The organism is Lutaonella thermophila (genome assembly GCF_055387725.1).
Genome location: NZ_AP043783.1, coordinates 1030689 through 1044296, shown reverse-complemented (window position 1 = coordinate 1044296; position 13608 = coordinate 1030689). Strand labels below are relative to the sequence as shown.

The 13608-nt window shown below is 34.3% G+C and carries 12 protein-coding genes and 1 tRNA gene; 9 read left to right on the top strand and 4 right to left on the bottom strand.

Annotated elements, in window-relative coordinates; translation table 11 throughout:
* Positions 1-2 precede the first annotated feature (2 nt).
* Entirely contained in the window at positions 3-887 is an 885-nt protein-coding gene (gene era / locus ACZ5CF_RS04735; RefSeq protein WP_464580696.1) for a GTPase Era, read from the bottom strand.
* Positions 888-926: 39 nt separating this feature from the next.
* A complete protein-coding gene (locus tag ACZ5CF_RS04730; RefSeq protein WP_464580695.1) occupies positions 927-2405 on the bottom strand; it encodes a Na+/H+ antiporter NhaC family protein in 1479 nt (492 codons plus the stop codon).
* Between the two features lie 173 nt (positions 2406-2578).
* On the opposite strand from ACZ5CF_RS04730, the gene ACZ5CF_RS04725 reads away from it, so the two are divergent.
* The 9 genes from ACZ5CF_RS04725 (at position 2579) to hemN (ending at position 12448) form a co-directional block, all read left to right on the top strand.
* Positions 2579-2651, top strand: a tRNA-Met gene (locus tag ACZ5CF_RS04725).
* A 469-nt stretch (positions 2652-3120) separates the two neighbouring features.
* Complete coding sequence (locus ACZ5CF_RS04720; protein ID WP_464580694.1) at positions 3121-6189, top strand: type I restriction endonuclease subunit R; 3069 nt, start codon at positions 3121-3123, stop codon at positions 6187-6189.
* 3 nt (positions 6190-6192) lie between these two features.
* Entirely contained in the window at positions 6193-7821 is a 1629-nt protein-coding gene (locus ACZ5CF_RS04715; RefSeq protein WP_464580693.1) for an N-6 DNA methylase, read from the top strand.
* Positions 7818-9089 carry a restriction endonuclease subunit S gene (locus ACZ5CF_RS04710; RefSeq protein WP_464580692.1) on the top strand — a complete coding sequence of 424 codons (1272 nt, stop codon included), beginning with the start codon at positions 7818-7820 and terminating at the stop codon, positions 9087-9089. The genes ACZ5CF_RS04715 and ACZ5CF_RS04710 overlap by 4 nt, the downstream gene beginning before the upstream one ends.
* A gap of 42 nt (positions 9090-9131) precedes the next feature.
* A complete protein-coding gene (locus ACZ5CF_RS04705; RefSeq protein ID WP_464580691.1) occupies positions 9132-9626 on the top strand; it encodes a hypothetical protein in 495 nt (164 codons plus the stop codon).
* Positions 9627-9638: 12 nt separating this feature from the next.
* Positions 9639-10010: a helix-turn-helix domain-containing protein gene (locus ACZ5CF_RS04700; RefSeq protein WP_464580690.1), complete on the top strand. Its 372-nt coding sequence runs from the start codon at positions 9639-9641 to the stop codon at positions 10008-10010.
* Positions 10011-10021: 11 nt separating this feature from the next.
* Positions 10022-10462, top strand: coding sequence for a hypothetical protein (locus ACZ5CF_RS04695; RefSeq protein WP_464580689.1), 441 nt, complete (start codon positions 10022-10024; stop codon positions 10460-10462).
* Between the two features lie 219 nt (positions 10463-10681).
* Positions 10682-10963, top strand: a complete 282-nt coding sequence (locus ACZ5CF_RS04690; protein ID WP_464580688.1) for a hypothetical protein — start codon at positions 10682-10684, stop codon at positions 10961-10963.
* Between the two features lie 120 nt (positions 10964-11083).
* Positions 11084-12448 (top strand): oxygen-independent coproporphyrinogen III oxidase, encoded by a 1365-nt coding sequence (hemN, locus tag ACZ5CF_RS04685; protein WP_464580687.1) that lies wholly within the window; start codon positions 11084-11086, stop codon positions 12446-12448.
* Here hemN and ACZ5CF_RS04680 read toward each other — a convergent pair.
* Both ACZ5CF_RS04680 and ACZ5CF_RS04675 read right to left on the bottom strand, forming a co-directional pair.
* A complete protein-coding gene (locus ACZ5CF_RS04680; RefSeq protein ID WP_464580686.1) occupies positions 12445-13152 on the bottom strand; it encodes a sulfite exporter TauE/SafE family protein in 708 nt (235 codons plus the stop codon). The two genes, hemN and ACZ5CF_RS04680, sit on opposite strands and share 4 nt — an antisense overlap.
* On the bottom strand, positions 13152-13598 hold the full coding sequence (locus ACZ5CF_RS04675; RefSeq protein ID WP_464580685.1) for a FixH family protein: 447 nt from the start codon (positions 13596-13598) through the stop codon (positions 13152-13154). Before ACZ5CF_RS04675 ends, ACZ5CF_RS04680 begins: the two co-directional genes overlap by 1 nt.
* Positions 13599-13608: the final 10 nt, after the last annotated feature.

Genomic DNA, 13608 nt, shown 5'->3' with positions numbered 1-13608 from the left:
AGCTATTTTAAGTTATACCCAAATCTGCGTAATTGATTTGGATTAGTGCGCCAGTTTTTATTTACCTTAACAAATAGCTCTAAGTGAATTTTTTTACCAAAAAAACGTTCTAAATCTTCACGTGCTTGTATACCAACTTTTTTTATAGCTTCGCCTTTATGCCCTATAATAATTCCTTTTTGGCTATCGCGCTCTACAATTATTACAGATTGAATTCTAATTATATTATCGTCTTCTACAAAAGATTCGGTTATAACCTCAACAGAATACGGAATTTCTTTTTTGTAATTAAGTAGTATTTTTTCTCTGATGGTTTCATTTACAAAAAAGCGTTCAGGCTTATCGGTTAACTGATCTTTAGGGTAAAAAGGTGGTGCTTCGGGTAACAGCTCTATAATTCTGTTAAATACTTCTTGTACATTAAAGTTGTTTAAAGCAGAAATAGGATATATTTCTGCATTAGGTACTTTTCCTCTCCAGAACGCAACCTGTTCTTCTAACGCTTCTTGAGAAGATTTATCTATTTTATTAATAAGTAGCAATACCGGAATTTTGGTGTTAACTATTTTGTTAAAAAAGGCTTCGTCTTTTAAATGCTTCTCTCCTATTTCTACCATGTACAACAACACATCAGCATCTTCAAAAGCAGATTTAACAAAATCCATCATAGATTGTTGCAGTTCGTAAGCCGGTTTTATGATTCCGGGCGTATCAGACAAAACAACCTGAAAATCATCACCATTAACAATTCCTAAAATTCTATGCCTTGTAGTTTGGGCTTTAGAAGTAATAATAGATAGTTTCTCTCCTACAAAAGCATTCATTAAGGTAGATTTACCTACGTTAGGATTTCCGATGATGTTTACAAAACCTGCTTTGTGCGCCATACTTTTATTTATTTATGCAAAGGTACGTTATTAGTTAGTTTAAACTATGGTAAATCCTAAAATCACGTATAAAACCGTAGTTACTAATCCACCAATTAATGCATACGGAAGTTGTGTATTAACATGATCTATATGATCACTTGCAGATGCCATTGATGAAATAATTGAGGTGTCTGATATTGGCGAGCAATGATCGCCAAAAATACCGCCTCCGAGTGTGGCTGCAATTACAAGTGTTATTGGTGCCTGATGAATCTCGGCCATTGGGATAGCAATTGCCATCATAATAGCAAAAGTTCCCCAAGATGTTCCGGTAGAAAACGCAATAAATGAGCTTATTACAAAAATAATTGCCGGCAACATTTGAGGAGACAACCACTCTTTAGACCAATTAGCTACAAATTCTCCAGTTCCTAATTGATTACAGGCATCGCCAATTGCAAAGGCTAAAAGCATTAACAAGGCTAAAGGCATTAGTTCACTTATTCCTTTTAATGATAAATCTATCATCTCTTTACTTTTCATTATGCGTTGCGCTCTGTATAAAATCATAGCAACTAAAATTGCAGTTAATACAGCGTATAAAACCGACGATGAGCCGGAGCCTTGCCCAATAGCTTTAAACAAATGGTCTGAAAACGAAGTAGCATCTTTTACCGCATCCCAACCGGTATAGGCCAAATTAACGGGCATCATTATAACCATTGTAGCTAAAGGAACAATCATGTTATATGCTTTTGCCGGGATGCCTTCTTTGGGCTTATACGACGTTACAGAATCAGAAATCATTGGCTTTGCATTATCATTAAGCAGTTTGCCGGTTTCTCGAGTTCTTTTCTCTGCTTTGGCCATCGGACCAATATCTTTTTTGGTAATAATCACTAAAAACACAATAATAATTGCCAGAATAGGATAAAAATTATACCCTATAGATGATAGCATTAGCCCGAAAGGATTCTCAAGTCCTTGTGTTAGTAAAAGCCCCATTATAAAAGCTCCCCAAGCATTAAAAGGAATTAAAATAGAGGATGGTGCCGAGCTGGAATCGGCAATGTAGGCTAATTTTTCTCTCGGAATTTTAAGCTTATCAAACACCGGCCTGTATAGTGTACCTACCGTAAGTGAGCTTATGCTGGTTTCTACAAAAAGTAAAATTCCGGTAACCATTGCTAACAATTGCACCATTACTCTACTGTAACCTGATTGCTTTTCTTCGAGCTTGGCTATTAGTTTGTTTAAAACGTTAATAAACCCTTCTACCCCTCTTGAGTATTGTATGAATAAAAGTAATGCTCCAACCAAGGCACTAAACATAATAGTTCTGGTGTTTCCGGCAGATTTAAATACATTTACCAAAGCTTCTACAGCTGCCAAGGTGCCGGTTAGCACATTAAAATCATTAATTATTAGCCATGAAAACCAAATACCAAACAATAATGCTATATAAACTTGTTTGGTGCGTAAGGCTAAAATAATTGCAAGAATTGGAGGCACAATTGAGAGAAATCCGTATTCCATAAGTTTGTTATTTCATGATAGTAAACTACTTAACCACAAACACCATTTGTAATTTGTGATTGCTCGAAGCTACTAAAAAAGTAGTAGTTTTTTAAATTGAAAATGATAAATACAATTTTTTTAGGTAAGATTTGGCAATAATTAAAAACGTTGTATATTTGCAATCGCAATATCGCGGGATAGAGCAGTAGGTAGCTCGTCGGGCTCATAACCCGAAGGTCGCAGGTTCGAGTCCTGCTCCCGCTACAAAGAGAAAGCTTCACAGAAATGTGGAGCTTTTTTTGTTGCCCATAAACACTGCTTTTTTGGTGCTTTTTTAAAAATTAAAGTAAGTAATTATTACTACCGATTTTACTTAAAACTAATCAAAAAAAGGGGTACTATTCGGGTTACACAACTTAAAAAGGGTTACATAAATTTAGAAAAGGACACCTTTTGCAAAATTCAAGCAAAAGGAAATGAAAAACACTAAACTTAACATCCTATTTTATTTAAAAAAATCTAGAACAAATTCTAATGGTTTATCTCCAATTAAGTGTAGAGTAACAATAAATTAAAATATAAGCAATGTAATTAGTAGTCTTGAAAAGCAAACTAAAAAAATATAATGAGTAGATTTTTAGTTTGTAGGTGTTTAGAAATTGTTATTAAATATTGATACGATGTAAGAAAAAATATATATTTATGTTTTCTTAAAACTAATGCATTATAGTTAATGAGTTTTAACGAAGATTCAAGAGTTAAACTTCCAGCCATACTCCACTTGACCCAACTGGGTTATGATTACCTCTCATTAAAGGATTCAGTTTGGGATCAGGAAACTAATATATTTACTGATATTTTTAAATCTTCAATGGCAAAGATTAACCCTGATTTATCTGAGGTAGAAATTGACCGATTGTATCAAGAAATAACGCTTGATTTAGAAAATGAAGATTTAGGAAAAGCATTTTACGATAAACTCATCAATCGTTCTGGTACTAGATTGATTGATTTTGAAAATTTTGATAACAATGAATTTCACGTTGTTACCGAATTGACTTATAAAAATGGAGAAGATGAGTTTCGGCCAGATATTATTTGTTTGATTAACGGTATGCCTTTAGTTTTTATTGAGGTTAAAAAGCCCAATAATCGTGATGGTGTTTTGGCAGAACGCAAGCGTATCATTACGCGCTTTCAGAATAAGAAGTTTAGAAAATTTGTAAACCTTACCCAGTTTATGATTTTCTCTAACAATATGGAGTATGATGATAATGAAATTGAACCTTGGCAAGGTGCTTTTTATGCATCACCTTCTTATGTGAAACCGATTTTCAATTATTTCAGGGAAGAAATTGGTTTTAACTTATCGCAGGTTTTAAAACCTTTAGATGAATCAGTTGAAGCTTTTGTTTTAAAAGACACCAATTATCCTTCCATAAAAAATAGTGAAGAATACAAAACCAATAAAAACCCAGATAGTGCAACTAATCGCATATTAACGTCTTTATTATCTAAAGAGCGTTTACAGTTTGTATTACAATATGCATTAGCCTATGTAAAAGAAACCAATGGTTTACAAAAACACATTATGCGTTATCCGCAATTGTTTGCAACCAAAGCCATTGAAGCGCATTTAGACAAGGGTAAAAAGAAAGGAATTATCTGGCATACCCAAGGTTCGGGTAAAACAGCTTTGGCCTATTACAACACCCATTTCTTAACAGATTACTTTCAGAAGAAAAATGTCATTCCAAAGTTTTACTTTATCGTAGACCGTTTGGATTTATTGACCCAAGCTAGAGATGAATTTACCGCACGTGGACTAAAAGTACATACTGTAAACTCTCGTGATGAATTTGTTGCTGACTTAAAGAAAACCACGGCAGTTAATAACGATAAAGGCCAAAGAGAAATCACAGTGGTCAATATTCAAAAATTTAGGGATGATACCGATGTTAGCAAAGAAACAGACTATAATATAAACATTCAACGTGTGTACTTTTTAGACGAAGTACATCGTAGCTACAATCCTAAAGGTAGTTTCTTGGCAAACTTGGAGCAGTCAGATAAAAATGCCGTTAAAATTGGTTTAACAGGAACACCCTTAATTAGTGGTGATTTCAAATCCAAACAATTGTTTGGTGATTATATACACAAATACTACTATAACAAATCTATTGCCGATGGGTATACCTTAAAGTTAATCCGTGAGGAAATAGAAACTGAATATAAGATATTACTAAAACAAGCTTTAGATAGTATTGACGTTTTAAAAGGCGATTTAGATAAAAAAATAGCCTATGCACATCCTTCATTTGTAGCGCCAATGCTCGATTATATTGTCAAGGATTTAGAATTGTTCCGTCAACGCAATGCCGATGCGTCTACGGGTGGCATGGTAATTTGCGATAGTAGCGAGCAAGCACGTGAAATGTTCAATATTTTCAAGAGTTACAGAGAAGATGAAAAAGAAGAATCTTCTTTGCCACAAGCTGCTGAAGAAGCCAGCGAGTACTTAACCAAACAAAAGGAAAGCTATAAAGTTAAAAAAGCAGCACTTATTTTATACGATAGTGGTTCTAAAGAAGAACTGGAAAAATGGCGTGACGATTTTAAAGCTGGCAAAATAGACATCTTGTTTGTGTACAATATGTTACTCACGGGTTTTGATGCCAAACGCTTAAAGAAAATCTATTTAGGGCGCGTCATAAAAGCGCATAATTTATTGCAAGCCTTAACACGTGTAAACCGAACCTATAAAAACTATCGCTTTGGGTATGTGGTAGACTTTGCAGACATTTCCAAGGAGTTTGATAAAACCAACAAAGCCTATTTTGATGAACTCCAGGAAGTGTTGGGAGACGAAATGGAAAGCTATTCCAACCTCTTTATGTCACGTAAGGAAATGGAAGCAACCATTTTAGAGATTAAAGAGAAACTTGCTGATTTCGATTTGAAAAATGCCGAAAACTTCTCATCTCAAATCGCGCAAATTGATGACCACAAAACAATGCTCGAAATTAGAAAAGCATTGGACGATGCACGGTCACTGTACAACATCATCCGTTTGGTTGGTGAGTATGAATTGTTGGAAAAAATCGACTTTAGAAAACTAAATACCCTACGTATTGAAGCCGAAAACCATTTGGCGTTGATAAATGCCAAAAATGCCTTGGAAACCAACGAAGAAATTGGCAATCTCCTTAACGTAGCTTTGGAGGACGTACTATTTATGTTCAAAAAAGTAGGCGAACAAGAATTAAAACTGGCCGATGAACTTAAAGACCTACTTAAAAGAACACGCGTGGCAATGGCCAGAAATTTTGATACTAAAGACCCAGAATGGGTATCGCTATATGAGGAGCTGAGACGCTTGTTCGAAAACAAAAATTTAAGCGAAGTATCACGTGAGGAAATGGAAGAAAATATGGTATCTCTTAAGGAAATTCACCAAAAAATAAAAGAACTAAATCGTAAAAATGAGTTGTTAAAAGACAAGTACCAAGGTGATGCCAAATACGCTCGTGTACAAAAAAGATTGGTAGAAGCAGGTAAACCTTCTAAACTAAAAACAGTTATCATTGAAGCCTTACAGCATATTAAAGAAGAAGCAGATGTAGCCGTACTTAATAGGGTAGATACTTTAGACAACGAGCACTATTTTGGGCAATTGGTAGCACGCTTGGTGTTTAAAGAGTTTAGCAAACAAAACGTTACTATGAACGTAGAAACTGTAGAATTTGTAAAGAACTTAATTGTAGAAGAATACTTAAACGAATATTACGGAAAAACCGCCTAACCTATGACTAAAGACATAAACAACCAGCCCTTTGTAATAAAAACCAAAGTATTAATAGACGAGCTTAAAGCCGTTTGTGCCAATTATGGTTTGGGTAACGATGGTAACGAATTTAAAATTATTAGCCAGATATTCTTATACAAGTTTTTAAACGACAAATTTGTTTATGAAGTAAAACAAGTAAAGCCAGAACTGGCAACTGCAGAAAATATAGAAAAAGAACTGGCAAAAATACCCGATAACGAATACCAAATGCTACGCTACCAAATGATTGCTGGTACAGCATTTTTATTACCACACCAATTAATCCCAAATTTATTTGAACGCCAAAACGAACCCGATTTTGCCAAAACTGTTGACGATACCTTAATGGATATTGCGGCAACCAACAACGATTTGTTTGCTGTAAAAACCGAAGACGGACAAAAAATACGCCTCTTCGACCGTATTACCGAGTTTGTAAGTAGTAAGCGCGATGCCTTTGCCAAAGCATTGTTTAATAAACTTACCATTTTCAATTTTGAAAACATTATGGGCGAAGGTTTTGACTTTTTCTCTACCATTTTTGAATACTTAATTAAAGACTACAACAGCGATGCTGGCGGAAAGTATGCCGAATACTACACACCACACGCCGTATCTAAAATTATTGCCAACATCTTGGTGCCAGAACCTGTGAGCAATAAAACCATTTACGATCCGAGTGCAGGATCCGGCACCTTGTTAATGAATCTGGCACACGTAATAGGCCCAGATAAATGTACGGTGTACTCACAAGACATCTCGCAAAAATCGTCGCACTTGTTACGGTTAAATTTGGTACTCAACAATTTGGTGCACAGTATAGAAAATGTGATACAGGGGAACACCATGACCGACCCATATCACAAAAAAGATGGTGAACTACGTAAGTTTGATTATATCGTGAGCAACCCGCCATTTAAGCTCGATTTTAGTGATGATGTAGAAACCCTAAAGAAAAAGGAAAACAAAGACCGCTTTTTTGCTGGGATACCCAATGTGCCACCAAAGAAAAAGGAAAGTATGGCCATTTATACCCTGTTTTTACAACACATTATGTATAGTCTCAATGACACAGGAAAAGCCGCCATTGTTGTGCCTACAGGTTTTATTACCGCACAAAGTGGAATCGATAAAAAAATACGCCAAAAACTGGTAGATGACAAAATGCTGGCAGGTGTGGTAAGTATGCCATCCAACATATTTGCGACCACAGGAACCAATGTCTCTATTGTGTTTTTAGATAAAGAAAACAAAGACAATGTGGTATTGATAGACGCCTCTAATTTAGGAACCACCGTAAAAGAAGATGGTAAAAACCAAAAAACGGTTTTGAGCGAAGCCGAAGAAAACCAAATTATTGAAACCTTTACCAATAAAACCGAAGTAGAAGATTTCTCGGTAGTGGTAAAGTACGAGGATATAAAAGCCAAAAACTACTCCTTAAGTGCAGGACAATATTTTGAAGTAAAAATTGAATATATAGATATTACTGCAGAAGAGTTTAATGCCAAACTAAAAGAATTTGAAAGCAATTTAGAGAAGCTATTTGCTAAAAGTGATACACTGGAAAAAGAAATTCAAAATAATTTGAAGGAATTGAAATTATGACAGAATATCTTTTAAGTGAACTATTAAAAATCAAGAATGGTCGAGACCATAAGCACCTTGAAGATGGTGATATTCCTGTTTATGGAAGTGGTGGAATTATGCGTTATGCAAACGAATCTCTTTATGAAGAAGAAAGCATTCTGCTTCCTCGAAAAGGAACATTAAATAATATACAGTATACCAATAAGCCTTTTTGGACAGTAGATACAATCTATTATACCGAAGTTAATAAGGAAAAAGTTGATGCTTATTATTTGTATCATTATTTGAAATTGTTGGATTTAAGCAACCTTAATTCAGGGACAGGTGTACCAAGTATGACCTTTGGAGCGTACTATGGTATAAAAGTCAACCTGCCTGAATTAGAAGTCCAAAAACAAATCGCCAAAGTCTTATCCGATTTAGATGCCAAAATAGAAGTCAACAACAAAATCAATGCAGAGTTAGAGGCACTCGCCAAAACCATTTACGACTATTGGTTTGTCCAGTTCGATTTTCCCGATGCCAATGGCAAACCCTACAAATCGTCTGGTGGTAAAATGGTGTATAACGAGCAGCTAAAACGTGAGATTCCTGAGGGGTGGACTGATTCGACAATTTCTGATTGGATTGAAAAAGGTAAAAATGGTGATTGGGGAAAAGAAGAAGAGGAAGGAAATTACACAGAAAAAGTGTCCTGTATTCGAGGTGCAGATATTAATGGATTAAACGGAAATGGTGAGGTAAAATCACCAACTAGGTTTATTTTAGAAAAAAACACCCATAAAATATTAGAAGAAGGCGATTTAATTGTTGAAATTTCTGGCGGTAGTCCAACTCAATCTACAGGTCGTCTAGCTTTTATTACCAAAGAAACTTTAGATAGATTTGAGAATCCTTTAATCTGTTCTAACTTTTGTAAAGCTGTTACTCTTAAAGATGAAACATATTTATACAATTTTGTTTACAATTGGAATAGATTGTATGATGCAGGAGTTTTATTTGGTTGGGAAGGAAAAACAAGTGGTATAAAAAACTTGTTATTTGAAAATTTCATAACCAACTATAAAGTTGTGAAGCCACCAAAAGAAATCGTAGAGCAATTTCATAATAAAGTAAAAGTCTTACACCAGAAGAAACAAAAAAACTTATTAGAAAACCAAAAACTCGCCGCCTTACGCGATTGGTTGTTACCAATGCTTATGAATGGGCAAGTTACCGTTGGAGAGGCAAAAAAACAGTTGGGTATGGTTGCAGAACCCGTTGAGAAATACAAAAGCAAGTCTTAAAATTAACTTAAAAGTGAAAAACAGTTGTAAATTAACTTATAAGTGAATAACTTTGCATACATAAAACCACTCTTTAAACTTAAAACAGTAGCCTATTATTCTGTTAGTTTAGCGGGTAATGAGAAAACAATCTATCAAGAGTTTGTTGAAAAACATACTGTTGAGAATAAAGATAAATTATATCATATCCAAAAATGGATACAATTAATAGGTGATAAATATGGCGCACAAAATCGTTTTTTTAGAAATGAAGCAAAAGAAGCAGATACTTCAGCATTACCACCCGTTGGCAAAGATAGAAATCCATATTATGTAGAGTATGGTAAGAAAAAAGCTAATAAAAATGTTGTCTTTTTGTTTAGTGGCGATATTAAAACAACCAATAAAGCACAAGATTGTCCAAATGTTCAACATCATTTTAAATTAGCCAATGCACTTACAAAAGCCATTGATAATGCTTTTCGCGAAAAAGACATTGTTTGGAACGAAGATTATACTTTAATTAATTGTAGTGAAGATTTTAAACTTTATTATTAAAGCAAAACAAAAATGAAATTTCCTAAAGAAAACATACTTGATAATTGGCTAGCAGAAAACCAAAACCCAGAAATTGATAAATTTATTGAAAGAAATTTAGCAATTACAGAAAAGGTAAACACCGTTTTAAAAGAACGAGGCATCAAAAAGAAAGAATTTGCAAAAATGTTAGGTAAATCGCCTTCTGAAGTGTCTAAATGGTTATCAGGTTTGCATAACCTAACGTTAAAAAGCATAACCAAAATGGAAAATGTTTTGGGGATTAATCTCATTAATGTTGAGCCAATTAAGGAAATAGAATATGTTTATCTAGGCACTATTCAAGGTGGAATGAAAGATGCTATAAATGATTATGAAGAATCGGTTTATAATGAAGCAGTCTAATGAATGAAAAGATGAAAATCAATCCAGAAAAAATACATTTATTTCACATCGATATAGTGGAAAGTGCAATTAAAGATGTTGTGCAAAAAGAAAACAACAACTTTAACATAGAAATTGCTCAAACAACCATGCACAACTTGAAAGATGAAAGAGTTAAAATTGGATTGTTTGTAGACTTAATACACAACGATGTATCTTCTGAAGCTAGAGCACGTTTTGTTTTTGATTTTCATTTTAAAATTGAAGAATTAAATAACTATTATGAGTTAAAAGAAGATAATTCTCCCATTTTTTCAGGATTGCTTATTGCCACTCTTCTAGGTATAAGTTTTTCCACGGCAAGAGGTATCATTTATGAAAGATTATCAAATACCAATATGCAAGGAATAATTTTACCTGTTGTTTCCCCTCAAAAGATGTTAGCATTGCAGAAAGGCGAGGAATCTAAATAAAATACCCGTTCTGCTCAAAGTAGAAACCTTAAAACAAAAAAAAACTCACTGCTATATGCGATGGGTTGTTACCTATGTTGATGAATGGGCAGGTGTTTTATTGGTGAGGCAAAAAAAGTTGGGTATGGTTGCAGAAAAAAAGGCTAAGTATAAGTAACTCATCAAAATTTTTATGTATATCTCCCAAATAATCTAAATAGTTTTTAAATATCACTAATCATGAAACTAAAAGTATATAAAACCAAACACTATTACGGGCTACAAAAAGAAGAACAAACCGGAAATAAAATTGGTTATATAAGCTTTAATGGGTGGCTTAACGTAAGCGAAGAGCTAAAAGAGTTATTAAAAGATACTATTAAAAATTCAGCGTGGGAAGATGGCAACTCTCACGGTGGCACCAAAGAAAAACATAAATTAAAATTTGGCTCTGCCGATGATGCATTTAAAAAGTTAAGAGAGGCTAATTTCGAGCTCGTATTCTTAGACAATAAACATTAAACAAAAAACTGGCAGCATCAATAAACCAACCTCATCACTTTTTATGGTAATCTAAGCTGATAAATATCATAAAATTCCTTTTGCTCAACATGTAATTTTGCTATGTAAATAATACATTGTATGAGCAAAACATTAATAGAAAAGTATAATGTGCCCGGGCCTCGTTATACCAGCTACCCAACGGTTCCGTACTGGGATGAAAACACATTTTCTTACAAAGCCTGGGTTAACTCATTTAAAAAATCATTTAAAGAAAGTAACTTAACAGAAGGCATTAGTGTTTACATTCATTTACCATTTTGCGAAAGCCTATGTACTTTTTGTGGCTGCCATAAACGTATTACCAAGCGCCACGAGGTAGAAACGCCTTATATAAATGCCGTTTTAAAAGAATGGAAGCTTTACTGTAATGTGTTGGGCACCACCCCAATAATTAAAGAGTTACATTTTGGTGGTGGTACTCCTACTTTTTTCTCTCCGGAAAATTTAGCTAAACTATTAGACGGCATTTTTAAATATGCCAAAAAAGCAGAAAATTGTGATTATAGTTTTGAAGGGCACCCAAACAGCACTACTCAAGAACACCTACAAACACTATACAATTACGGTTTTAAAAGAGTAAGCTTTGGAGTGCAAGATTACAACCCAAACATTCAGAAAGCCATAAACAGAATTCAGCCTTTTGAACGTGTAGAAATGGTAACACAAATTGCTCGTGAAGTTGGCTACACTTCTGTTGGTCACGATTTAGTTTTTGGATTACCCTTTCAAGAGATATCAGATATTGAGCGCACTATTTCTTGCACTAAAAAACTTATGCCAGACCGTATTGCCTTTTACAGCTATGCACATGTACCATGGATAAAAGGTAACGGACAACGTGGTTTTAAGGATGAAGATGTACCTAAAGGAGCACATAAAAGAGCACTTTACGAAAAAGGCAAACAATTATTAGAAGAATTAGGGTATAAAGAAATTGGAATGGATCATTTTGCCCTTCCTTCAGATAGCCTTTATAAAGCAGCTATTACAGGTAAAATGCACCGAAACTTTATGGGATATACGCATTCTAAAACACAATTAATGATTGGCTTGGGGGCATCTAGCATTAGCGATAGCTGGTATGGTTTTGCTCAAAACGTAAAAAATATAGAAGAATATTACCATTTGTTAGAGCAAGATATCATTCCAGTGTATAGAGGTCATATTTTAAATGATGAAGATTTAACAATAAGAAAGCACATTTTAAACCTTATGTGCACTTTTACAACTCATTTTAATGAGCCTCATTTACAGTTTAACATGCTTTCTGAAACTATTGGTATGCTTAAAGAAATGCAAGATGATGGGTTAGTAGATATTTACCCCGATAAACTTGTTGTAACCAAAAAAGGGAAACCTTTTATTAGAAACATTTGCATGGCTTTTGATTTAAGGCTGAAACGTAAAAAGCCAAACACACAAGTTTTTAGCATGACGGTTTAAGGAACTACACAATCGGGGTTTGCTTTTACAATTAACTGCACATCTGCCGGAGATATAAATGGGATACCTAATCCCATTCCTCTAAGTATAAATAACATTCCTAAAACAACTACAAAAACCGGAACTAATTGCCTAATTTTTTGTCGTGTTGTAACTGATAGAAAGTTGCCTAAATAGGCTGCTCCGGTCATTAATGGTATAGTGCCTAACCCAAATAAAGCCATATAAAAAGCACTTTTAACCGGTTGCCCCATGGCTACTGCACCAAACAAAGCCATATAAACCAATCCGCATGGCAAAAAACCATTTAGCACCCCAATGGTAAGCAGTGCTTTTTTGTTTTTTTGCTTTAACAACAATCCTAATCTGTTTTTTATCTTAAATATAACCTTATAAACAGGCTTAGTACTATTAAATTTTGCAGTAACTTTTTTTGGGAGTAGTACAGCTATAATTATAAGTAATCCAATTACAATAGAAAGTCGTTGTTGTAAACCACTAACGTAAAGTGCTTTGCCTAAAACACCAAACATAAGCCCTAGTAAGCTATAACTAAAAATTCTACCGGTATGATATAAAAATATTTGTGCTGTTTTTTGTAGCGGATTATTATGTGATAGTGGTAATACAAAGGCAATAGGGCCACACATTCCTATACAGTGTAAGCTCCCTAAAAACCCTAATATTACCGCACTCCAGAGCATTAAAGTGTTAATTGTTTTTTGGTTAGAAACTCTTGATTGTTATATTGCCACTCTATAACAATGTTCCAACGGCCGTCTAGCAAACGTTTGTTAGGTATGAGCAAATGTGAATTGGAAAGCGAAATCGGGATTTCAAAATCCAATTGTTTGTTTGACGGCCGATATAGGAACACTGTACCAGATATGTTAGTTGGCACTAACGTATCGGGAAAACTAACTAATAAACCAAGATCTGTTTTCTCTATCTCAGGGTTTACCTTTAGCGTATTCGCTCTCTGCTGTGCATCTATCTCATTTTGAAACAATAGTTCTTTTTTATAGTACTCTTCTGTAACTAAATCGTGGTCATATTTTTTGTTAACATTCATGGTTATTACAAAATACATGATGAAGCTTATAAATGCCACAAATGCTATTACTATACCTGTACCCCAATTAATTTTCATGTTTTTTTTA